The sequence below is a fragment of the Nocardia sp. NPDC050435 genome (assembly GCF_040655395.1).
Lineage (GTDB): Bacteria > Actinomycetota > Actinomycetes > Mycobacteriales > Mycobacteriaceae > Nocardia.
This window is the reverse complement of record NZ_JBFAJW010000005.1, coordinates 21,184-43,266: the sequence shown is the minus strand read 5'-3', so window position 1 is coordinate 43,266 and position 22,083 is coordinate 21,184. Positions and strand designations below refer to the sequence as shown.

Annotated in this window: 21 protein-coding genes; 4 read left to right on the top strand and 17 right to left on the bottom strand. The window is 69.0% G+C overall.

Annotated elements, in window-relative coordinates; genetic code table 11:
- Nucleotides 1-56: 56 nt before the first annotated feature.
- Complete coding sequence (locus tag AB0I43_RS16135) at nt 57-764, top strand: helix-turn-helix domain-containing protein (RefSeq protein ID WP_356979581.1); 708 nt, start codon at nt 57-59, stop codon at nt 762-764.
- An 86-nt stretch (nt 765-850) separates the two neighbouring features.
- Here the strand turns inward: AB0I43_RS16135 and AB0I43_RS16130 are convergent, their stop codons facing one another.
- Nucleotides 851-1,639 carry a hemerythrin domain-containing protein gene (locus AB0I43_RS16130; protein ID WP_356979583.1) on the bottom strand — a complete coding sequence of 263 codons (789 nt, stop codon included), beginning with the start codon at nt 1,637-1,639 and terminating at the stop codon, nt 851-853.
- Between AB0I43_RS16130 and AB0I43_RS16125 the strand changes: the two genes are divergently transcribed.
- Nucleotides 1,632-2,942, top strand: coding sequence for an MFS transporter (locus tag AB0I43_RS16125; protein WP_356979584.1), 1,311 nt, complete (start codon nt 1,632-1,634; stop codon nt 2,940-2,942). The genes AB0I43_RS16130 and AB0I43_RS16125 overlap by 8 nt on opposite strands.
- Before the next feature lie 17 nt (nt 2,943-2,959).
- Here AB0I43_RS16125 and AB0I43_RS16120 read toward each other — a convergent pair whose 3' ends face one another.
- Together AB0I43_RS16120 and AB0I43_RS16115 are read right to left on the bottom strand one after the other, a co-directional pair.
- The gene (locus AB0I43_RS16120) at nt 2,960-3,265 is read right to left on the bottom strand and encodes an NIPSNAP family protein (protein ID WP_356979585.1); all 306 of its coding nucleotides are present in this window, start codon (nt 3,263-3,265) and stop codon (nt 2,960-2,962) included.
- A gap of 77 nt (nt 3,266-3,342) precedes the next feature.
- Complete coding sequence (locus tag AB0I43_RS16115) at nt 3,343-4,242, bottom strand: MerR family transcriptional regulator (protein ID WP_356979586.1); 900 nt, start codon at nt 4,240-4,242, stop codon at nt 3,343-3,345.
- A 150-nt stretch (nt 4,243-4,392) separates the two neighbouring features.
- On the opposite strand from AB0I43_RS16115, the gene acpM reads away from it, so the two are divergent.
- Nucleotides 4,393-4,674 (top strand): meromycolate extension acyl carrier protein AcpM, encoded by a 282-nt coding sequence (acpM, locus tag AB0I43_RS16110; RefSeq protein WP_356979587.1) that lies wholly within the window; start codon nt 4,393-4,395, stop codon nt 4,672-4,674.
- 6 nt (nt 4,675-4,680) lie between these two features.
- Here acpM and AB0I43_RS16105 read toward each other — a convergent pair whose 3' ends face one another.
- Both AB0I43_RS16105 and AB0I43_RS16100 read right to left on the bottom strand, forming a co-directional pair.
- Nucleotides 4,681-5,472, bottom strand: coding sequence for an SAM-dependent methyltransferase (locus AB0I43_RS16105; RefSeq protein WP_356979588.1), 792 nt, complete (start codon nt 5,470-5,472; stop codon nt 4,681-4,683).
- Nucleotides 5,473-5,671: 199 nt separating this feature from the next.
- Nucleotides 5,672-6,883: a pyridoxal phosphate-dependent aminotransferase gene (locus tag AB0I43_RS16100; protein WP_356979589.1), complete on the bottom strand. Its 1,212-nt coding sequence runs from the start codon at nt 6,881-6,883 to the stop codon at nt 5,672-5,674.
- 92 nt (nt 6,884-6,975) lie between these two features.
- Between AB0I43_RS16100 and AB0I43_RS16095 the strand changes: the two genes are divergently transcribed.
- Nucleotides 6,976-7,572: a helix-turn-helix domain-containing protein gene (locus tag AB0I43_RS16095; protein WP_356979591.1), complete on the top strand. Its 597-nt coding sequence runs from the start codon at nt 6,976-6,978 to the stop codon at nt 7,570-7,572.
- Nucleotides 7,573-7,592: 20 nt separating this feature from the next.
- On the opposite strand, the gene AB0I43_RS16090 is transcribed toward AB0I43_RS16095, so the two are convergent.
- From AB0I43_RS16090 to AB0I43_RS16035, 12 genes are all read right to left on the bottom strand, one after another.
- Nucleotides 7,593-8,051 carry a CinA family protein gene (locus AB0I43_RS16090; protein WP_356979592.1) on the bottom strand — a complete coding sequence of 153 codons (459 nt, stop codon included), beginning with the start codon at nt 8,049-8,051 and terminating at the stop codon, nt 7,593-7,595.
- 14 nt (nt 8,052-8,065) lie between these two features.
- A complete protein-coding gene (locus tag AB0I43_RS16085; protein ID WP_356979593.1) occupies nt 8,066-8,392 on the bottom strand; it encodes a plasmid stabilization protein in 327 nt (108 codons plus the stop codon).
- Between the two features lie 53 nt (nt 8,393-8,445).
- Entirely contained in the window at nt 8,446-11,868 is a 3,423-nt protein-coding gene (car, locus tag AB0I43_RS16080) for a carboxylic acid reductase (protein WP_357432324.1), read from the bottom strand.
- Nucleotides 11,869-12,018: 150 nt separating this feature from the next.
- A complete protein-coding gene (der, locus tag AB0I43_RS16075) occupies nt 12,019-13,434 on the bottom strand; it encodes a ribosome biogenesis GTPase Der (protein WP_356979595.1) in 1,416 nt (471 codons plus the stop codon).
- Nucleotides 13,431-14,129 carry a (d)CMP kinase gene (gene cmk / locus AB0I43_RS16070; RefSeq protein WP_357432471.1) on the bottom strand — a complete coding sequence of 233 codons (699 nt, stop codon included), beginning with the start codon at nt 14,127-14,129 and terminating at the stop codon, nt 13,431-13,433. The genes der and cmk overlap by 4 nt, the downstream gene beginning before the upstream one ends.
- A gap of 38 nt (nt 14,130-14,167) precedes the next feature.
- Nucleotides 14,168-15,532 (bottom strand): pseudouridine synthase, encoded by a 1,365-nt coding sequence (locus AB0I43_RS16065; protein ID WP_357432322.1) that lies wholly within the window; start codon nt 15,530-15,532, stop codon nt 14,168-14,170.
- An 8-nt stretch (nt 15,533-15,540) separates the two neighbouring features.
- A complete protein-coding gene (scpB, locus tag AB0I43_RS16060; RefSeq protein WP_357432470.1) occupies nt 15,541-16,245 on the bottom strand; it encodes an SMC-Scp complex subunit ScpB in 705 nt (234 codons plus the stop codon).
- Nucleotides 16,246-16,496: 251 nt separating this feature from the next.
- Complete coding sequence (locus AB0I43_RS16055) at nt 16,497-17,426, bottom strand: segregation/condensation protein A (protein ID WP_356979633.1); 930 nt, start codon at nt 17,424-17,426, stop codon at nt 16,497-16,499.
- Between the two features lie 29 nt (nt 17,427-17,455).
- Entirely contained in the window at nt 17,456-18,334 is an 879-nt protein-coding gene (locus AB0I43_RS16050; RefSeq protein WP_356979635.1) for a ParA family protein, read from the bottom strand.
- 298 nt (nt 18,335-18,632) lie between these two features.
- The gene (gene xerD, locus AB0I43_RS16045) at nt 18,633-19,562 is read right to left on the bottom strand and encodes a site-specific tyrosine recombinase XerD (RefSeq protein WP_356979597.1); all 930 of its coding nucleotides are present in this window, start codon (nt 19,560-19,562) and stop codon (nt 18,633-18,635) included.
- Nucleotides 19,563-19,614: 52 nt separating this feature from the next.
- The gene (locus tag AB0I43_RS16040) at nt 19,615-20,259 is read right to left on the bottom strand and encodes an NUDIX hydrolase (RefSeq protein ID WP_356979598.1); all 645 of its coding nucleotides are present in this window, start codon (nt 20,257-20,259) and stop codon (nt 19,615-19,617) included.
- 3 nt (nt 20,260-20,262) lie between these two features.
- Nucleotides 20,263-21,981 (bottom strand): CTP synthase, encoded by a 1,719-nt coding sequence (locus tag AB0I43_RS16035; protein ID WP_356979599.1) that lies wholly within the window; start codon nt 21,979-21,981, stop codon nt 20,263-20,265.
- Nucleotides 21,982-22,083: the final 102 nt, after the last annotated feature.

Genomic DNA, 22,083 nt, shown 5'->3' with positions numbered 1-22,083 from the left:
CTCATTATTTTGAAGTGCGATGCTGAAACATCTTCTCTCACTGTTAGGCTGACGCCATGACGCGACGTTCCTATGACCAGTTCTGCGGTTTGGCGCACGCGCTGGACATAGTCGGGGAACGCTGGACGCTGCTGATCGTGCGCGAGCTGATGTCGGGGCCCAAGCGGTACTCCGACCTCGCCGCCGCCCTGCCCGGCATCGGCACCAGCCTGCTGGCGACCCGGGTCAAACAACTCGAGGCCGAAGGGGTGGCGCAGCGGCGGCTCCTCGATCCGCCCGTCGCCTCCGTCGTGTACGAACTGACCTCGCGCGGCCACGAACTCGCCCGCGCCATGGTGCCGCTCGCACTGTGGGGCACCCGGCATTTCATGGGCTCGCCCCGCTCCCCCGAGGAGAGCTTCCGCGCCGAGTGGGCGCTGGTCTTCCTGGCCGATCGTCTGGACGGCACGCCGCTGCCGAACCCCGACGCCGAGTACGAGTTCCGCATCGATGACAGCGTCGCCCGCCTGCGCGTCCAGCAGGGAAGAGTCGACGTGGTCGCGGGCACGAGCGACACCGCCGCCGACGCGATCCTGCGCGCCGACTCGGCCACCGCCGCCGCGCTCGCCGGCGGCCGGACGACGATCGTCGACGCGCTCGCCGCCGGCCACCTCCGCGCCGAGGGCGCGCCGGAGGCGCTCGCGGAACTCCTGGAACTGCTCAGCTCCCAACTGCTTTCACTCGCCGCCGAACGCTGGCCCGTCTACACCGCTGCGTGGCGGTAAGTTGGTGGCGACGGTCCGAGAAACCGAGGGGATGCTGTGACGGTGCGAGAAATTTCCAGCGGGCAGACGCTGGCTTACGGGGAGCCCTACCAGACACCCGAGGGTGCCACGATCATCACGGTATCGGCCTTCGGCGACAACGAGGCCCGCCCGGTCGGGATATTCGTCGTGCACGGCACCGAGGTGACATGGAAGGCCACCGAGGATCGAATCGGGTTGCTGAAGGCCCGCTGCTCGCTGATCGCGGCCACCGTCGGCACGGTCACCGGCCTGGTGGCCGCGGCCTTCGTGACCGGCGCGCTGTTGCGCCGTCCGCCGTGGCCGGACGTCAGGATGACCACGCGCTGCTGAGCGCCCACGCCGGAATCTAGGCGCGATCCGCGCGCGACTCGCGACTCAGCACGCCGAACAACTCCCGCCCGTCGTGGTCGGCAGCGGAAAGCTCGTCCAGGGCAGCCGTGATCCGGCGTTCTTCCCACTGGAAGTGATTCGAGGATGGCCGACAAACCCTGGATCTCGTTGCGCACCGCGGCCAGGTTCGCCGCGGTGACCTCGGTCAGCAGGTCGGTCATCCTCGTCAGGATGTCGGCCACCAGCAGGTGATCGGCGGCGCGCTCACCGAGCACCGGGGCCAGCTCCGGAAACCGCTGGGCGAGAACGGGAAACGCCGCCTCGTCCTCGTTCGTGTGATGGTTGGTGAGGGCACGGCAGAAAGCCAGGCAATGACCGCGCAATTCGCGCGGTGTCCCGCCCGCTCCAGTTCCTCCGTGCTCGTCCAGCTCGCGAGCGATCCGCTCGAGTTCGCCACGCAACCAGTCGTGGGTTTCGATGAGCTCACGGCCGAGCGCGCGAACCCGGTTGTCATCGGTGGACATCAGGCTGCCTCCGGAATGCGTTGCCTCCATGCGAACGCCGTCCACCGGGCGCCGACACGCGACCCTACCGTTTCAGGCGGGACCGCTCCATGTCGATCCCGATCCCACCGAAGACGCTGGAGCACAGTCGGTTATGAGTTCACGCGCGCTTCCGCACTTCCTCCTCGCCCGCGCGCTGAGCATCTTCGGTGACCGCGTCACCGATCTCGTGCTCCCACTCGCGGTGCTCGCGACCTCCGGTTCCGCGACGACAGCGGGCACCGTCGGCGCCGCCCTCCAGCTCCCGCAAATACTGGGTGCCCTCCAGGTCGGCGTTCTGGTGGATCGACGAGAGCGCAAGCACCTCATGGTGCTCGCGGACCTGGCACGGGCAGCCGTCTTCCTCGGGATCGGCATGGAACTGGTACTCGGCGGGGCCAGGTTGGTGCCGCTGGTGTTGCTCGCGCTGGTAGCCGGCGCCGGCGACGCGGTGTTTCACACGGCGGCGAGCAGCTACCTTCCGAGCCTGGTCACGGATCGAGAACTGGTGCGTACCAACGGGTTGGTCGAGGGGACCGATGCCGCGGCGACCCTGACCGGTCCAGCGGTCGGCGGCTGGCTACTGCAATCGCTGGGGCCGTTGGCGGCGTTGCTGACGAACGCCGCCAGCTTCGTCGCTTCGGCCGCTCTGCTGGCCCGGCTGCCGGTCGGCATCCCCACCCCCGAGGGGCCGGATGGCGACAGGTCCGTGCTCGCCGGGCTGCGGCTGGTGCGCGCGAATCGCGCGCAGACGGTGCTGCTCGCCTGCGCCTGCTACCAGCATCTACTCGCGGCGGTGACCTTTCTGCCGCTGCTCGTCCGCGCGGAGCGGGAGTTGCACCTCACCCCACTCGCGACCGGACTCATCGTGTCCGCGGCGGGCCTCGGCGGCCTCCTCAGCAGCTTCGTGCTCGCGCGTTTCTGCGACACCCCACGGTGGCCCGTCCTGCTGGCGGCGGTGATGTCGGTGAACGGTGGCGCGGTCGCGGCGCTCGCGCTGTTCGACAGACCCCTGTGGCTTGCGGCGACGGTGCTGGTGGTCGATGGATCCTCGGCACTGGGGTTCGTCGTGGTGGCATCGATCCGTCAGCGCATCACACCGGATGCCCTGCGCGGCAAAGTGTTCAGTGCCGGCACCGCCGTGACCGCAACCGTCCGAATGCTGGCTCTCGTTTCCGTCGGCACGCTGATCGACCGCGCGGGGCCGGGGCCGGTACTGCTCGCCCTGGCGGCCCTCGCCCTACCGTTCGTTGTGTTTCTCTGCTCTTTCAAACGAGATGCGTAGATCCGCCGATGGGCAACTTACGCCTCGCCGCTACCCGGCAGCAACGGACGCATGAAGGTCCGCTCGTAGCGGAGCACGCAGCCGCTCTCGTCCCGGATGCGATCCGCGGCGATGAAGTCGGGGTCTGAACCGAAGAGCGTGCGGTATTGCTCGTAGGCGGCGAGGCTGTCGAAGCTGAACAGGGCGAGGGCCTTGTCGCTCGCGCCTTCGGCGGGGAGAAAATAGCCGTGATGCGTGCCGCCGTGACGATCGACGAGTTCCATCCAGCGTTGAGCGAAACGCTCGAACGCATCGATCTGGCGGGCATCGATCACGTACTCCACGACACAGGTGATCACGCCTCAACATAGCAACGATCGCGACCATGCCGGTCGACGGATCGGCACCCTCGACGTCGCCTTCACTCTCCAGCGGCCACAGCACCGGCCAGCGCGTTGAAGAGCCAATCGTGGGCCTGCCCGACCGTGACGCGAGTACCGAGGAAGTGGCGGGTCAGCGCCCAGTATCGGTAGATCCGAGGATCGGCATCCGTTGCCCCGGCGAGTAATTGCGCACGGAAATGTGGTGAGTCGCGGGTTCGGCGGGCGATGGCGTGGGCGTCGACGAAGCGATCGAGTTCGGGGCCGGCGTACGGTTGGACACCGTCCGCCACGAGCGGCACCACAGCCACCGCCGCGTCACCCACCTCAGCGTAAAGCGTCCGTGGATCGCGGATCAGCTCCGGACACGTTCGCCAATACTGATGGCGCACCAGAGTTCCGGTTCCGGGCGCGGCGGCCAAGGCGGCCAGTTCCGCGTAGGCGACGACGTCGGCGGCGGAGGGGGTGGCGGGCGGTTCGGGGACGTTCCAGCCCACCCACCGATCGATGTCGTCTCGCGGGATCGGGGCGAGGACCCTTCGCCAGAACCGAATCAGGCCGTCGTGCATGGCCCCACCGTCCTGCGCGGCGGCAAGCAATGCCAGGCGGTCTGCGCGTTGCCTCGAGCTCGCGGACCCGAGTGCGCGCACGGATGCGCGTCGCCAGGCAAGGGTCCTGAATTCATCGTCGAGGCGGGCGCTTTCGGCGTCGAGGACTTCGGCCATCGATCGTTCTCCGCGTAGCACCGCGGCGATGGACTCCAATCCGAGACCGAGCGCGCGCAAACGGCGCACGAGAAGTAATCGCGCGGTGGCGCTTTCGGCCTCGAACAGCCGGTGGCCGCCCACGCTGCGATGCGAATCCAGAATGCCTTCGTCGCAATAGAACCGGATCGTGCGCACCGCCACGCCGGTGCTGCGCGCCAATTCGCCGATGCTCACCGACGCACCGGACTGTGTGTTGTCTGTCACAAGCTGTTGAACCTCCACCCCGGTGGAGGTCCTAGCGTACTGGCACCGCGGTCCGCACTCACTTCCGTGTGCGGGCGAGCGGCCCACTGGGACAGAGATTTACACCGAGAAGGGTAATTCGTGGCTATCACGCAGGAAGCAATCGTCGCCGGTATCGCGGAGATCGTCGAGGAGGTGACGGGCATCGAGGCCGCCGAGGTGACGAGCGAGAAGCTCTTTGTCGACGACCTGGAGATCGACTCGCTGTCGCTGGTCGAGATCGCTGTGCAGCTCGAGGACAAGTACGGGGCGAAGATCCCGGACGAGGACCTGGCGAGCCTGCGCAGTGTCGGCGACGCGGTCGCCTATGTGCAGCGGATGGCGGCCGAGACACCGGGATTGGCCTCGAAGGTCGCGGAGTGAGCGGGGTCAGGGTTTGCGGCCTACTGCGGACCAGCAGGAGATTTTGGCGTCGTAGGACGGGGGGAAGGTGGAGATTTCGGTGCTGCGCCAGCGGTGTGGGGGGACGACGCCCGGCTCGACGAGGTCGAGTTCGGCGAACCAGCCGGCGACTTCGGCGCGAGAGCGGGCCTGGGCCGGGAGCTTTCGGACCCGGTAGACCTCTTGGGCGGCGATGACCTGTTCGGGGGCGAAATCGGCGGTGATGGTGCAGATCGCCAGGTAGGAGCCGGGGGCGAGGGCGTCGAGGAAATCCGAGAGGATCTCGTCGACGCCGTGCTCGACGAAATGCAGGAGGGCCAGCATGCTTAAACCGACCGGTTCGTTCAAATCGAGGACGCCGAGGCGATTCAGAGAGGCGAGAATGGCGGCCGGGTCGGTGACATCGCCCTCGATATAGGCGATTTCCCCTTTCCCCGCACCGGTCATCAACGCGCGCGCGTGGGCCAGGACCAGCGGATCGTTGTCGACGTAGACCACCCGGCAGTCCGCGGCGGTCTGCTGCGCGATCTGATGCAGATTGGGTTCGGTGGGGATCCCGGTGCCGATATCGAGAAATTGCCGGACCCCGGCTTCGGCGAGAAATCGCGTGCTGCGGTGCATGAATCGTCGATTGACCCGGGCAGCGGTGCGAATATGCGGCCACACCTGGAGAATTTCCGCCGCCGCCCGCCGGTCTACCTCGTAGTTGTCTTTGCCGCCGAGAAAATAATCGTAGACACGCGAGGTATGCGGCTGGCTCAGTTGAGTATCGCTGTACATCCCATCACCGCCGCAATCGCCGCCCGCAAACCTTGTGCATACGCTAGCCCGTCCGGACGCCCGGCCACCCGGGTTTCGTGCGATGTGGACTCACCCGCGCGCGAACGGCGCGGGTCTGCACTGATTCTAGATCCCCTTCACCAATGCGAGCGGCGAATTCGACACTCCCGCGGATCAGGCGGGCAGGAACGGGAAACGGTTATTGCCGATAGGTGGCCAGGAACCGGCCGATGCGCTCGATGATGGCCTCGAGTTCGTCGGCGTGCGGGAGGGTGACGATCCGGAAGTGGTCGGGGCGCGGCCAATTGAAGCCGGTGCCCTGCACGATGTGCAGCTTCTCCTGCAGCAGCAGATCCAGCACGAAGCGCTCGTCGTCGTGGATCGGGTACATGTCGAGGTCGATTCGCGGGAAGGCGTACAGGGCGCCCCGGGGTTTGACGCAGGTGATGCCCGGGATCGCCGCGAGCGCCTCGTGGGCGCGGTCCCGCTGCTCGCGCAGCCGTCCGCCGGGCATCCGCAGCTCCTCGATGCTCTGGTAGCCACCGAGCGCGGCCTGAATCGCTTGTTGCGCGGGCACATTCGCGCACAGCCGCAGACCGGCGAGCATAGTCAGGCCCTCGAGATAGTTCTGCGCGTGCTGGATCGGCCCCGACACCACCAGCCAGCCGGACCGGAAACCGGCGCAGCGGTAGGACTTCGACAAACCGGAGAAGGTCAAGCACAGCAGATCGGGGGCCAGCGAGGCCGTGGCGGTGTGGGTGAGATCGTCGTAGAGGATCTTGTCGTAGATCTCGTCGGAGAACACGATCAGATCGTGGCGGCGCGCCACCTCGAGCACCTCGCGCAGCACCTCCGGCGAATAGACCGCGCCCGTGGGGTTGTTCGGATTGATCAGCACGATGGCGCGGGTGCGGTCGGTGATCTTGGACTCGATGTCGGCGACGTCCGGGAACCAGTCGGCCGCCTCGTCGCAGAGGTAGTGCACGGGCCGGCCGCCGTTGAGCGTGGTCGCCGCCGTCCACAGCGGGAAATCCGGTGCGGGCACGAGAACTTCGTCACCGTTCTCCAGCAGCGCGGTCATCGCCATCATGATCAGCTCGGAGACGCCGTTGCCGAGGAAGACGTCCTCGACATCCACGCCGTCGACGCCCAGGGTCTGGTAGTACTGCACGACCGCGCGCCGCGCCGAGAGCAGGCCCTTCGAAGACGAATAGCCGCTGGACAGCGGCAGGTTGCGGACCATGTCCTGCAGGATCTCCGGCGGCGCCTCGAACCCGAAGGGCTGCGGGTTGCCGGTGTTCAGTTTCACCACGTGGTGCCCTTCGGCCTCCAGCCGGGCCGCGTGCTCCGCGACCGGACCGCGGATCTCGTAGGACACACCCGCCAACTTGCTCGACTGCCTGATCTGCATGAACGTCCCTTCTCGCGATGACCTCCGCACACTGTACTTGGAATTTCCAAGTAGTCACTTGGAAATTCCAAGCAGATGACTACAGTGAGGGAGTGCCGCGCCGAAGCTACGACCACTACTGTGCCGCCAGCCGGGCCCTCGAGGTCATCGGCGATCGCTGGAGTCTGCTGATCGTCCGCGAACTCCTGTCCGGCCCGAGACGCTACAGCGACCTGTTCGCCGACCTGCCCGGCATCAGCACCGATGTGCTGGCGGCCCGGCTCAAGGATCTCGAACGCGACGGCATCCTGAGCCGGCACCGGATCGGGCCGCGCGCGACGTCCGCCTACGAGCTGACCGCCGAGGGCTCGACACTGCGCCCCGTGCTCGAAGCGCTCTCGCGCTGGGGCACACCGCTACTCGGCGACCGCCGCCCCACCGACGCGGTGCGCGCGCACTGGCTGGCACTGCCGCTGGGGCGCGCGCTCGCGGACCGCGTCGGCACCGGAACCGTCACGGTGCGGATCGGCGAGACCACCTTTCACGTGGTCATCGATGCCGCCGGGATCAGCCACCACGACGGCCCCGCGCCCGGCCCCGCCGAGGAACTCACCCTCGATCTGGCCACCGCCAACGCCGTCGCCAACGGGACACTTCCCTTGGCCGAGGCCGCGCCCGATCTCGCTCGGCAGACCGCCGAAAACGCCTGAACGCGCGGCAGCCAGACGCGTCAACGCCCCTGCGCGGCGGCGAGCAGCAATGCGAGCGCGTGATCGACGGTGTGCTCGAGCACCTGCTCGGGCGGGCCGTCGAACTGCCGGTGCGTGGCGACGGTGCCGTCCACCGTCGCCACCGCGAACCAGACCGAACCCGGCGGCTCGCGGTCCTGCGGGTCCGGACCACCCGCGCCGGTGACGGCCACCGCGAGGTCGGCCTCGAGCAGACTGCGGACGCCGTCGGCCATCGCCCGCGCGGCGGCCTCGCAGACGACGGGCCCAGGCGGAACCTTCAGCAGATCGTGTTTGACCGCGCGGGAGTAGGCGACGATGCCGCCGCGGAACCAGTCACCGGCCCCGGGAGCCGCGCCCAGGGCGGCGGCCAAATTGCCGGCGGTCAGCGATTCCGCGACGGCGATGCTCAGCCCGCTCTCCGCGGCCACCGTGGCGAGCCGCTTGGTCACGTTGTCCAACGACACTCCCCCGTCTACTTGCCGAGGGCGTCGGCGAGTTCTCCCTTGGTCATCGAGGAACGGCCCTTGATATTGCGCTGCTTGGCTTCGTTGTAGAGCTGGTCCCGGGTCGGCCCCTTCGGGCGCTTGGTGCCCGAGCGCAGGCCGCCGCGCCGCTGCGGGGACATGTCCCGCGTCGAGGTGCGGCTCGCGGTTCTGGACTCGCCGGATTGCGCGCGATTCTTGTTCACCGTGCGCGCGGCGATCTCCTCGGCGCGTTCGGTGCTCGCGCCCTGCTTCTTCTCCGAGTCCTTGATGTGCTGGTACTGACGTTCGCGCTTGTCACTCCATGCCTTGGGCATGTCACACCTCCTTTACGCCGGGCGAGTACCCCGGCATCGGTGGAGCTAACGTCCTAGAGCAATCCCCGCAGGTGCAGATCGGAGGCGTATTTGGCGATCAGCGCCGGTTCCAGGTGCGGAATGTCGGAGCCGGTGGCCCGCACGGCCGCGTGGAAGCGCTCGGCCGGGAGCGCGGCGCCGGCCAGCGGCCGGGCCGGTCGGGCGAACGCGTGCAACAGCGGCAACAACGATTGCCTGCGCTGTTCCTCCGGCAGCGCACGCAGGGCGTTCTCGAAACGGGACAGCCAATCCGCGTAGTCGTCGACGCGCTGGATGTCGTGCCCGGCCTCGACGAGCCAGTCGACGAAGGTGTCCAGGGAGATGTCGTCGTCGTGTGGATTGAGCACGTCGTAGGTCTGATAGCCGGTGCGGCGCCCGCCCAGCGCGGTGATCGCGGCGGCGGTGAAATCGGCGGGCAAGCCGTCGTAGTGGGCGCGGCGGCGACCGCCGCCGGGGTCGCTCGCGTAGAACGAGCGCGGAGCGATGCCGGTGGCCAGGATGCTGAGCAACAGGCGGGTGAACATGTCGGGCAGGTTGAGCTGACCGGCGTAGCGGCTGTGCGCCAGGATCATGTCCGAGCGGAACACCGCCACGGGCAGCCCGCAGTGCGCGTGCGCTTCGCGCAGCAGCACCTCGCCGGCCCACTTGCTGGTGCCGTAGCCGCCGGCGTAGGCGTCGTCGAGGCGGCGCAGCGGGCTGATCCGGCGGATGTCGGCGTCCTCGTCGAAGACGGCGGGATCGATCTGCGCGGCCACCGCGACCGAGGACAGGAAATCGACCGGCTTGAGCCGCGCGCTGAGCGCCAGCCGGATCACCTCGGCGGTCCCGGCGACATTCGGCCCGAACAACTGCCGATACGGCAGCACGTGATTGACCAGTGCGGCCGAATGCACGACGCGGTCGACGGTTTCGGCCAGCCGGGTCCAACCCGGTTCGTCCAGGCCGAAATTCGGCTCGCCGACATCGCCCGCGACGACCTCGAGGTGATCGGCGGCGAGGTCGTCGAATTCGCGGCGCAGGGCGGGGTCGCCGGAGTCGAAAGCCGCGGCCAGGCGCTGCCGGGCCGCCGTCGTGTCCGCGCCGCGGACCAGGCAGATCAGTGTGCCGCCGGTGGTTTTCAGTCGTTGCAGCCATTCCAGGCACAAGAAGCGGCCCAGGTAACCGTTGGCGCCGGTCAGCAGGACCGTGCGGGTTCCGATGACGCGCGGCAGCCGCGCGGCGCCGTCCAGGGTGGCCGCGTCGAGGAAGCGATCCAGCGTCAGGTCGGCGGCCCGCACCTGGGTGCCGGTGCCGTGCACGGCCTCGAAGGTCGGCCGCCGGCCCGAATCACGTTCGGCCACGAGGTAATCGGCGATCTGCCGCAGATCGGCCGCCGGGCCGGTGAGCACCCCGACGGGCACCTCGACCGCGAAGATGTCGTGCAGCAGATTCGACAGCGACAGCGCCGAGAGCGAATCGCCGCCGAGATCGGTGAAGTGCGCGTCCGGCCGCAGATCGGTGTCGGCGCAGCCGAGCAGCGCCCGCACGGCGCGCCCCACGGTCTCCAGCACCGGACGGTCGGCGCTCGACTGCCGCAGCGCGATCAACTCGCCGGTCTGCGCGGCCGCGAGATCGGTGTACAGCTGGTCCAGGAGGGGGCCGTAGTGCTCTTTCAGCCTGGGCCGCAACAGCTTTCCGATGCCGGACAGGAAACCGTTGGCGGCGCTGAAGGGTTCGGTCTCGAGCAGCAGGTCGCGCGGGATCTCGTAGGAGTGCAGCTCGCCGTCCCTGGCCAGGCGTTGCAGCGAATCCAGCACCGCCGCTTTCGGATCCGGCTGCTGTAGCGCCTCCTCGGTCGGCACGACGACGGCCAGTAGATAGGCGCGCTCGCTACTGCCGTAGACGAAGATCTGCCGGACCAGCGGGCTGCTGGCGAACACCGCCTCCAGCTTCGCGACGGTGACGAATTCGCCCTGGGACAGCTTCAGGACGTTGTTGCGCCGGTCCACGCACACCAGTTCGTCGGGACCGAGTTCGGCGACGATGTCGCCGGTCCGGTAGAAGCCGTCCGGGTCGAAGACCTCGGCGGTGATGTCGGGGCGCTTGAAATATCCGGGGATCATCGCGGTGGTCTTCAACAGCAGCTCACCGCGCGGGTGCGGGCGATCGGTGCGGAAGTATCCGAGTTCGGGCACGTCGACGAGCTTGTAGTCCAGCACCGGTGGGCGGCGCACCCGGTTGTCGATCACCAGTCCGCCGCCGGCCTCGGTGGAGCCGTAGCCGTCGTGCAGTTCCAGGTCGATCACCGACTCGACGAAGGTGCGCATCTCCGCCGCGAGCGGGGCGCTGCCGCAGATCGCGGTCAGCACCCGACCGCCCAGGAACTGTTCCCGCAGTTCGGTTTTCACCGCCGCTTCGATGGCGGCGCGGTCGCTGCCCGGCGTCCAGCGGCGGTCCACCTCGCTGAGGAAACGCTGAAAGACCATGTCGCACACGCGCGGAACGAAGAACATCTCGGTCGGGCGCACCAGGGCGATGTCCTCGAACAGGGTCGACATATCGCTGCGCGCCGCGAAATAGGCGGTTCCGCCCCGGGCGAGCAAGCCGTGCAGGGTCATTCGTCCCGCGACATGACTCATCGGCATGAAATTGAGGTTGATCGCGGCGACCGGCGGCTGGGCCAGCCAGATCTTGCGCACCAGAGGCTCGGTGTACATGGCGCCCTTGGGCGTTCCGGTGCTGCCGGAGGTATAGATGAGCAGGGTGAGGGTGTCGTCGTCGGCCGCGCACACGGGTGCGGCGGGCAGCCCTCGGCCGCGATCGATGAGCGCGTCGAGCGTGTCGAGACGCGAGTGACCGGCCAGGCTGATGCTCAGCTTCTCGTCCTCCGACGAAAAGTCGAAGAGCAGGAACAGCTCGGGCGACCCCGCGGCGTTCATACACTCCGCCGCGTACTCCACCAGGTCCGCGCTCGCGGCCAGCACCCGCGGCTCGGTCTCGGCGAGGATCGCAGCCGATTGCGCGACCGGCGCGCTCGCCTGCAACGGCACCGCGACCGCGCCGAGCCGCACGCACGCCAGGTCCAGAATCGTATAGTCGATGCTGGTGAACCCGACGATCGCGACGAAATCCCCAGCCCGAACACCGGATTCGTACCAGGCCGCCGTCACCGCGTCGACCCGCGCGCCCAGTTCGCCGTAGGTGATGGTCTGGAATTCCGGCAGCCACCGCCGGACGCGCTGCCCGGTCGCGTCCTCGGCCCATTCCGCGCGCCGCTGCCCGAGGGCGGGCCGCTCGGCGTAGTCCTCGGTCAGGCGCTCGATGATCTGCGGCAGCCGCAACTCCCGCAGTGCCGCGCTGGTCGCCTTGTCCGGCCGGGCCGCCCCGATCTCCGGAAACTGGGCATACACCTGCTCGACCCGGCGCGCCCGCCGCTCCTGCGCCGTCTCGACCGCCATCGTCCACCTCCTCGGGTGACACCGGCGTCACCCGCCCCCATTCTGATGGCATCCGCCGCCAGATTGCCAGTTAGGTGTAACCGCTCGTGTCTCCCACCGCAAAAAACCGGGCGGCAGCGTGAATCGCTGCCGCCCGGTTTCGGCGGAAAACTACTTCTTGCGGTCGCGCTTCTCGCGGATGCGGACCGAGATCCGGACCGGGGAACCGTCGAAGTTGAACTCCTCGCGCAGCCGGCGCTCCAGGAAGCGGCGGTAGCCCGCCTCCAGGAAGCCGGTGGTGAAGAGCACGAAGGTCGGCGGGCGCGTGGTCGCCTGGGTGGCGAACATGACGCGCGGCAGCCGCCCGCCGCGCATCGGCGGCGGCGTGGCCGCGACGACTTCCTTGAGCCAGTTGTTCAACCGGCCCGTCGGAACGCGCTTGTCCCAGGACTCCAGCGCCGTCTCCATCGCCGGCACCAGCTTCTGCACCGCCCGGCCGGTGTGCGCGGAGATATTGACCCGCTGCGCCCACGGCACGCGGACCAGCTCGCGGTCGATCTCCTTCTCCAGCTGCAGGCGGCGGTCCTCGTCGACCAGATCCCACTTGTTGAACGCCAGCACCAGCGCCCGGCCGGACTCGGCGACCATGCTGATCACCCGCAGATCCTGCTCGGTCATCGGCTGGGACGCGTCGATCAGCATGATCGCGACCTCGGAGGCCTCCAGCGCCGACTTGGTGCGCAGCGAGGCATAGAACTCCATGCCGCTCGCGTGCGACACCTTGCGGCGCAGACCGGCGGTGTCGACGAACTTCCAGATCTTGCCGCCCAATTCGACCAGCGAGTCGACCGGATCGACCGTCGTGCCCGCGACATCGTGCACCACCGAGCGCTCCGCGCCGGACAGCTTGTTGAGCAGACTGGACTTGCCGACATTCGGCTTGCCGACCAGCGCGACACGACGCGGGCCCTGGCCGCCGGTGCCCTCGCGGGGCGTCTCCGGCAGCACCGCGAGCACGTCGTCGAGCAGGTCGCCGGTGCCGCGGCCGTGCGAGGCCGACACCATGCGCGGCTCACCCAGACCCAGTGACCACAGCGACGCGGCCTCGGCCTCGAGCTTCGCCGAGTCGACCTTGTTGGCGACCAGGATCACCGGAATCTTGGAGCGCCGCAGCTTCTTCACCGCCGCCTCGTCGGTGGCGGTGGCCCCGACGGTGGCGTCGACGACGAGCAGGATCGCGTCCGCGGTCTCCATGGCCAGTTCGGCCTGCCGCGCGACCGACTGCTGCAGCCCCTTGGCGTCGGGCTCCCAGCCGCCGGTGTCCTGCACGAAGAAGCGCCGGCCGGACCAGCTGGCCTCATAGGAGATGCGGTCCCGGGTGACGCCGGGAATGTCCTCGACCACCGCTTCGCGTCGGCCCAGGATGCGGTTCACCAGTGTGGATTTGCCGACGTTCGGCCGGCCGACCACGGCCAGGGTCGGCATGGCGACATACTCTTCGCCCTCCCCCTCGCCGTCGAGTCCGAGCAGCTCCCAGTCGGATTCGTCGCTCCAGACGCCGTCACCGGCCAGTACATCCTCTGTCACCGGGACTCTCCTGTCGTCGAAAGCTGCTGGGCGACAACCTGATACAACTCGTCGATGACCTGGTCCTTGCTCAGCTCACTGGTGTCGACCAGCACCGCGTCCGCGGCGGGCCGCAGCGGCGAGATCTTGCGGGTCGAATCCAGGTTGTCGCGGCGCTGCACGTCGGCCAGCACGGCGGCGTAGTCGTCGCCGCGACCCTCGGAAATGTTCTGCTGGTTGCGCCGCTGCGCCCGCGCCTCGGCGGAGGCGGTCAGGTAGATCTTGGCGTCGGCGTCGGTCAGCACGACGGTGCCGATGTCGCGACCCTCCACCACGATCCGGCCGGCCTCGGCGGTGATCTCGCGCTGCAGGGCGACGAGCAACTCGCGCACCTCCGGCACGGCGGACACGGCCGAGACCGCCTTGGTCACCGCGTCACCGCGGATCTCGGAGGACACGTCGTCACCGTCGAGCTCGATCACCTCGCGGCTCGGGTCGGTGCCGATGTGCAGCGGCAGTTCCTTGACCGCGATCGCGATCGCCGCGGCGTCCTCCAGGTCGACGCCCGCGCGCAGCACACGCAGCGTCGCGACCCGGTACATGGCGCCGGTGTCGAGATACCGCGCGTGCAGCCGGGTGGCCAGCAGCCGCGACACGCTGGACTTGCCGGTCCCCGAAGGGCCGTCCATGGCCACGACCAGTGGACCGCTGCCGATCAGCTTCTCCGTAATCTCCACGGAAATCTCCACACTGCTCACAACGACACCGCCTCGTACAATTTGCCGACTTCGCCACGCCCGAGCACCTTCAGGGTGCCGGGCCGCTGGTCGCCCAGGGCGACCGGTCCGATATTGGTGCGCACCAGGCGGATCACCGGGTGACCCACCGCGGCGAGCAGGCGGCGCACGATGTGCTTGCGCCCCTCGTGCAGCTCCAGCTTCACCAGCGAGCGCCCCTCGCCGAGCTCGAGCACCTGGAACTTGTCCACCTTGGCCGGGCCGTCGTCGAGCTCGAGACCGTCGCGCAGCCGCTTGCCGATGCCCTTGTGCACCTCACCGTTGACGGTGGCCAGGTAGGTCTTGGAGACCTCGAAGGACGGGTGCATCAGCCGGTGCGCGAGATCGCCGTCGTTGGTGAGCAGCAGCAGGCCCTCGGTGTCGGCGTCCAGGCGCCCGACGTGGAACAGCCGCTGCCCGGCCGCGATGCGCTCGGCGACGATGTCGCCGACGCAGGGGCGGCCCAGATCGTCGGACATCGTCGACTGCCAGCCCTTGGGCTTGTTCAGCGCGATGTGCACCAGTTCCTCGCGGACCATCACCCGGATGCCGTCGACGCGGATGACCGCCTTCTGCGGATCGATGCGCAGACCCTGCTCCTGCACGATGGCGCCGTCGACCTCGATGCGGCCCTGCTCGATCATCTCCTCGGCGGCGCGGCGCGAGGCCACACCCGCCTTGGCGAGCACCTTCTGCAAGCGCTCACCCTCGCCGGCGGGCAGCTTGACGTGCGCGTCGCCGGTGTAGACCTCGGTCTCGGATTCGACGTGCTGATGCCGGGCCGGTTTGGCGTTGCTCAGCAGCGGGGCGGACGCGCTCGGGCGCTGCACCTTGGGGGTCTTCTTCGGCGCGGTCGCGGGCTTGCGAGCGCCACCCTGGCCGGTGGCGCCACGGCTCGGTGCGCCGGACCGCGCGGCGGGGGCCGCACCGCGTGCGCCGCGCTCGCCCTGCCCGGTACCACCGCGGCCGGGGCCGCCGGACCGCGAGGCGGGAGCCGCGCCGCGAGCGCCACGCTCTCCTTGGCCGCTCCACGACGACCCGCGCTGGGGGGAGCCGCTGGGCGTGGTGTATTCGCCGCGGGAGGAGGCGCGCGACCCGGTGCCACGCTGGGAGGCGCCACCCTGGCCGCCGCGACGGTCCTCACTCCAACCGCCACGTTCGGCGGAGCCGCCACGGCGAGCGCCGCGATCTTCACCCCAGCCGCCGCGCTCGGCGGCGGCGCCACGCTGGGCCGCGCGGGCCCCGCGCGATCCGGTGCTGCGGGGCGAGCCGCCACGGGCGGGCGGCTGGTCACTTCTGTTTCTACGATCCGGTGTGCCATCTCGGCGAGCGGGCGTATTCAATGTTTTTCCTAGTCGTCGGTGCCGAGATCCAAGTCGGTCTCAGCGTTCTTTTTCAGCCTGGTGTACCGGGGATCGGTATCCAGACTGTCGTTGATCTCATCGATCAGGTCGACGCCCGGAAGCAAGGGCGCCAGGGGCGGCAGGTCCGACAGTGACGCGAGCCCGATCCGCTCCAGGAACAACTCGGTCGTGCGGTACTGCGTGCCGTTCGTCTCCGGATCCGCACCGGCCTCGGCGATCAAGCCGCGAGCCAGCAGTGTGCGCATCACTCCGTCGACGTTCACGCCGCGGACCGCACTCACCCTGGTCCGGGTGACCGGCTGGCGGTAGGCGACCACCGCCAATGTTTCCAACGCCGCGCGGGTCAATTTTGTTCGCGCGCCGTCGAGCAGCACCTGCTCCACATAGGGTGCGTACTCGCTGCGAGTATAGAAGCGCCAGCCGTCCCCGACGAAACGCAGATCGATGCCGCTGCGCCGGGCGGTGAGCTCGGCGGACATCGCACGCAGGACGTCTTCGACCCGTTCGGTGTCGGCGTCCATGGCCGCGGCCAGCTGTTCTGCGGGGGCGGGCGCGTCCACGACCAGCAGCATGGCCTCGAGGGCGGAGCGGAATTCGTCGTCGTCGAGGGTCGCGGGCGTGACGGACGCCTCGTCTTCGGGCTGGTAGGCGAGGGAGGAATCGGCCGGTGCCGGCTCGGTGTCGAGCGCGATGATCTCGACGCCGTCCTGGGCCAGCAGTTCGGCGTCGCGCTGGATCAGCTCGGCGGTGCTCGGGACCGCGGGCTCGGTCGCCCGCGCGTTGAGCGCCGCCAACCGGGCCACCTCCGCCAACCGGGCCACCTCCGCCAACCGCGCGGCCTCCATCATCCGCGCGGCCGCCGTCTGACCGGCGGCCTCGGCAGGCTCGCCCGCACCATTCGTCTCGGCCGCACCGCCCGGCTCGATCTCACCGCTGGGCTCACTCACCCGTAATCCTCCTCGATGGTCACGATCGGTTCCGGCGCGTCCGGGTCCACCTCGCCGATCCAGCTGACGGCCAGCGGGCCCAGCGGATCGGGCTGGTCGAACTCGATCGACTTCCCCCGGTACAGCTCGAGCAGCGCCAGGAAGCGGGCCACGATCTGCACCGGCGTCTCGCAGTCGGCGACGAGTTCGGCGAAGGTCGTCCACCCGCCCGCGCCGCGTTCCCGCAGGCGTTCCAGCACCCAGGCCGCTTCGTCGGCGACCGAGATGGCGTGCGAGTGCAGATGGTCGAGCCCGACCCTGGGCGCCGGGCGTGGCCGGAAGGCGACGGCGGCGATCTGGGCGAACCCGGCCGCGTCCACTCCCAGCGTAACCTCGGGCAGCAGGCCGGCGAAGCGCTCCTCCAGGCTCACCGAGCGCGGGTAACGCCGCAGCGCCACCGCCTCCAGTTCGCCGAACAACTCGGCCACCTGTTTGAACGCGCGATATTGCAGCAGCCGCGCGAACAGTAGATCGCGCGCCTCCAGCAGTTCCAGGTCCTCGGCGTCGGTCATCTCGCCCGAGGGCAGCAGCCGGGCCGCCTTCAGGTCGAGCAGGGTGGCCGCGACCACCAGGAACTCGGTGGTCTGATCCAGGATCTTGTCCGCGCGCAGCCCCGTCTCCTCGGCCATCCCGGCCGGCCCACCCGTCGCCCGACCGCCACCCCTCACCGAATCGCTGCGCGATGCCGCGCTTAATGCCTTGGTGTAGGCGATGAACTCGTCGGTGACCTTGTGCAACGCCACCTCGGTGACGTCGAGCTTGCGCGAGCTGATCAGCGTGAGCAGCAGATCGAAGGGACCCTCGAAGTTGCTGAGCGTCAGGTGGAATCCGGACTTCTCGGGCGCTTCGGGCAGGACGGCGGCACCCGCGGCGTCCTGGTCCGAGATCGAAGCTGGAGCGGGTTCTAAGGTGCCGTTCACCGGCCGGACCGGTGGATGACTTCCCTCGCCATCGCCCGATACGCTTCGGCGCCACCGGATTTCGGCGCCCACGTGGTAATCGGTTCACCGGCCACGCTGGCGTCCGGGAACCGGACGGTGCGCGAGATCGCGGTGTCGTAGACCAGGTCGCCGAACACCTCGACGACGCGAGCCATGACCTGCCGGGAATGGAGTAGTCGCGCGTCGAACATCGTCACCACGATGCCGTACAGGCTCAACCTCGGGTTCAGGCGATCGCGCACCTTCTCCACGGTGTCGTTGAGCAGGGCGAGTCCTCTCAGCGAGAAGTACTCGCATTCCATCGGAATGATGACGCCGTCGGAGCAGGCGAGCGCGTTGACGGTGAGCAGGCCCAGCGAGGGCTGGCAGTCGATGAGGATGTAGTCGTAGCGGTCGCGCACGGGCTCCAGCGCCCGGCCCAGGGTCTGCTCGCGGCCGACCTCGTTGACCAGCTGGATCTCCGCGGCGGACAGATCGATGTTGCTGGGCAACAGATCCAGGTTCTCGATGCGGGTCTCCATCAGCACGTCGTCGATGGAGGTGCTGGTGCCGATCAGCAGGTTGTGTACGGTCTGATCCAGATCGTGATGGGCGACACCGAGTCCCGCCGACAGGGCGCCCTGCGGATCCAGGTCGACCAGCAGGACGCGGCGACCGTATTCGGCCAGCGACGCGCCCAGATTGATGGTCGAGGTGGTCTTGCCGACGCCGCCCTTCTGGTTGCACATGGCGACGATCAGCGCGTCACCGTGCTCGGCGAGCGGCTGCGGATCCGGCACCAGGCGTAACGGCCTGCCCGTCGGTCCGAGTTCGGCGGCGCTCTCCGGCACGGGTTCGACCCCATTGGCCCACAGCGTTTCCGCCGCGGCGTTGGAAACCGGTCCCGCCGCTCCTGCTGTAGTCACGATCCCGCTGCTCCTTATGCGTTTGCCCAGTGCCGTAGCGACTGCTTGCAGGTCGCTCGAAATGGTCGGCCCGCCGAGCGTAGCGAGACCGATCAGGCCCGACCTCGCTTTCGTACGGTCCAGCTCTGTTTTAGACGCTACCGCTTGACAGCGCGAGACTTGCGTTCGGACACGCGAGCTGCCGTACGTACTCGCACCAGACGATACCGCGTGATCGTTGCGCGGAAGGGCGCGTACCGGAACGCGATCAGCGCGCACGCGGGTGCGCGGTGGCCCAGACTTCGCGCAATGTGCTGACGGTCACCAAGGTGTAGATCTGGGTGGTGGTCACCGAGGCGTGACCCAGAAGTTCCTGTACGACACGCACATCCGCGCCGCCGTCGAGCAGATGGGTGGCGAAGGAGTGCCGCAGCGTGTGCGGCGACACCGCCGCCCCGATGCCCGCCCGCTCGGCCGCGGTTTGCAGCACCTGCCAGGCGCTTTGCCGCGACAGCCGGCCGCCGCGGGCATTGAGGAACAGCGCGCCCGCGTTGGCTTTTCCGGCGGCGGCCAGCCCGGGGCGGCCGCGCACGAGGTACGCGTCGACCGCCGCGAGCGCGGGCCGGCCGATCGGCACCATGCGCTGTTTACCACCCTTGCCGCGCAACAGGACCGCGCGCTCGCCCGGATCGAGGTCGTCCACGTCCAGGCCGACGACCTCGGAAATCCGTGCGCCCGTGGAGTACAGCAGTTCCAGCAGCGCCCGGTCGCGCAGCCCGCGCGGCCCCCCGTCGTTGCCGGGCTGACCGCCCGCCGCCTCGAGCAGGCGCAGGACTTTGTCGTAGGGCAGGGCTTTGGGCAGGCGCCGTCCGGGCGCGGGCGGCTTCACCGCGTGCGCCACATCGGTGGTGGTCAGGCCCTCGGCGGCGGCGAATCGGTGCAGTCCGCGCACCGCGATCAGCGCCCGGGCCACCGAACTCGCCGCCAGCGGCGGATGATCCGGCCCACCCGCGCGCAGCGCCATGGTGAACTCGGCGACATCGGCTTCCGCGACCTCGTCGAGTCCGGCGCGACCGCGTTCGCTCAGGTAGTCGCGGTAGCGGTCCAGATCGCGGCGGTACGCGCCGAGCGTGTTGCGCGCCGCGCCGCGTTCGACCGCGAGATGGTCGAGGTAGGCGTCGATCTCGCGTGCGAGCACCCGGTGATCCTACGACCGCGCGCGAGCCGATGCCGACTCGCGCACGGGCGCGTCAGCGTGCCTTGCGCTCCAGGAACCTGGTCGGCTGCCCCGGCCAGGGCGCGTCGGCGGGGCGCAGTTCGAGATTGCCCGCGCGCGCCGCCGCCAGGGCCAGCACACCGGCCACCGCCGTGGCGTTGACGATCTCGCCCGCCAGCGCGGCTCGCACCGCCTGATCGACCTTCAGCACGGTGACGCCGAGATCGGCTTCCTCGTTCTCCGGCTCGGGACGGTCGACCGCGTAGAGACCGCGCGCCAGGTAGACCCGCAGCGCCTCGTCGGTGAACCCCGGCGAGAGCGCCACGTCGACCAGCACCGACCACTCGCGTGCGCCCAGCGCCGTCTCCTCGGCGAGTTCCCGCTTGGCCGCGGCCAGCGGATCCTCACCGGGCACGTCGAGCAGCCCGGCCGGCAGCTCCAGCAGCCGCCGGCCGATCGGATGCCGGTACTGGTTGATCAGCACCACGTTGTCGTCGTCGTCCAGGGCGGCGACGGCGACGGCGGCGTGATGCTCGATCACCTCGCGTTCGGCGACCCGGCCGCCGGGCATACGGACCTGATCCAACCGCAGCGCGAGGATGGCCCCGCTGTAGACGGTTTCACTGGAGACCGTCTCGAAATCGTGACTGCCCGGCACCGCGCCCCCTCTGTCGCTCATGGCCTACTTCTCCGCACCCGCGAGTTCGTCGGCCTCGGTCAGGTCCACCGGAAGCTGTTCGGCCGCCTTGTACTTCAGCGCCGCCGCGATCAGCGCCGCGAACAGCGGATGCGGGCGGGTCGGCCGGCTCTTCAGCTCCGGGTGCGCCTGGGTGGCGACGAAGAACGGATGTACCTCCGCAGGATATTCCACGAACTCGACCAGGTGCCCGTCGGGCGAGGTGCCGCTGAACTTCAGGCCGCTCTTGGCGATCTTGTCGCGGTAGGCGTTGTTCACCTCGAACCGGTGCCGGTGCCGCTCGGAGACCTCTTCGGCCCCGTAGGCCTGCGCCACCACCGAACCCTTGGTCAGCGCCGCGGGGTAGGCGCCCAGGCGCATGGTGCCGCCGAGATCGGCGGCCCCGGCCACGGCGTCCTTCTGGTCGGCCATGGTGGAGATGACGGGATGCTTTGTGTCCGGCTCGAACTCGGCGGAGTTGGCCTCGGTCAGGCCGACCGAGCGCGCCGCCTCGATCACCACGCACTGCAGGCCCAGGCACAGGCCCAGCAGCGGAATGCCGCGAGTGCGGGCGTAACGGATCGCGCCGACCTTGCCCTCGATGCCGCGAATGCCGAACCCGCCGGGGATCAGCACCGCGTCCACCTCGCGCAGCGCGGCGGCCGCACCGGCCTCGGTCTCGCACTCGTCGGAGGGCACCCAGCGGATCTTGACCTTGGCGCGGTGCGCGAAACCGCCCGCGCGCAGCGCCTCGGTGACCGAGAGGTAGGCGTCGGGCAGGTCGACGTACTTGCCGACCAGCGCGATCTCCACCGACTCGCGGGAGTGGTGCACCCGCTCCAGCAGATCGCCCCACACCGTCCAGTCCACGTCGCGGAACGGCAGGCCGAGGCGGCGCACCACGTAGGCGTCCAGGCCCTCGCGGTGCAGCACCTTCGGGATGTCGTAGATCGACGGCGCGTCCGGGGTGGAGATGCAGGCGTCGACGTCGACGTCGCACATCAGCGCGATCTTGGACTTCAGCGCCTGCGGGACGTCGCGGTCGCAGCGCAGGATCAGCGCGTCGGGCTGGATGCCGATGCTGCGCAGCATCGCGACCGAGTGCTGGGTCGGCTTGGTCTTGAGCTCGCCGGAGGGGGCGAGGTAGGGCACCAGCGAGACGTGCAGGAAGAAGACGTTGTCGCGGCCCACGTCGTGGCGGATCTGGCGGGCCGCCTCGAGGAACGGCTGGGATTCGATATCGCCGACGGTGCCGCCGATTTCGGTGATCACTACGTCGGGGGTGTGGCCCTGCAGATCGGGGCCCTGCATCGCCAGGATGCGCGCCTTGATGGCGTCGGTGATGTGCGGGATGACCTGCACCGTGTCACCGAGGTATTCGCCGCGGCGCTCCTTGGCGATGACCGACGAATAGATCTGGCCCGTGGTGACATTGGCGTCGCGGGACAGGTCGCGGTCCAGGAACCGCTCGTAGTGGCCGACGTCGAGATCGGTCTCGGCGCCGTCCTCGGTCACGAACACCTCTCCGTGCTGGAACGGATTCATGGTGCCCGGATCGACGTTCAGGTAGGGGTCGAGCTTCTGCATGGTGACGCGCAGTCCGCGCGCAGTCAGCAGCTGACCGAGGCTGGATGCGGTAAGGCCTTTGCCCAATGAGGAGGCGACACCACCGCTGACGAAGATGTGTTTCGTGGCAGTTCGCGCCTGAATCCGTGTTTGACCCACGGGTCTTCACGGTAACACTGTTTGGTCCCGCCGATCCAACGCCACGCACGTTTGCCCACAAGTCGCCCACCCGTCATCCCCGGCTTGACCTCCGGACGCCCC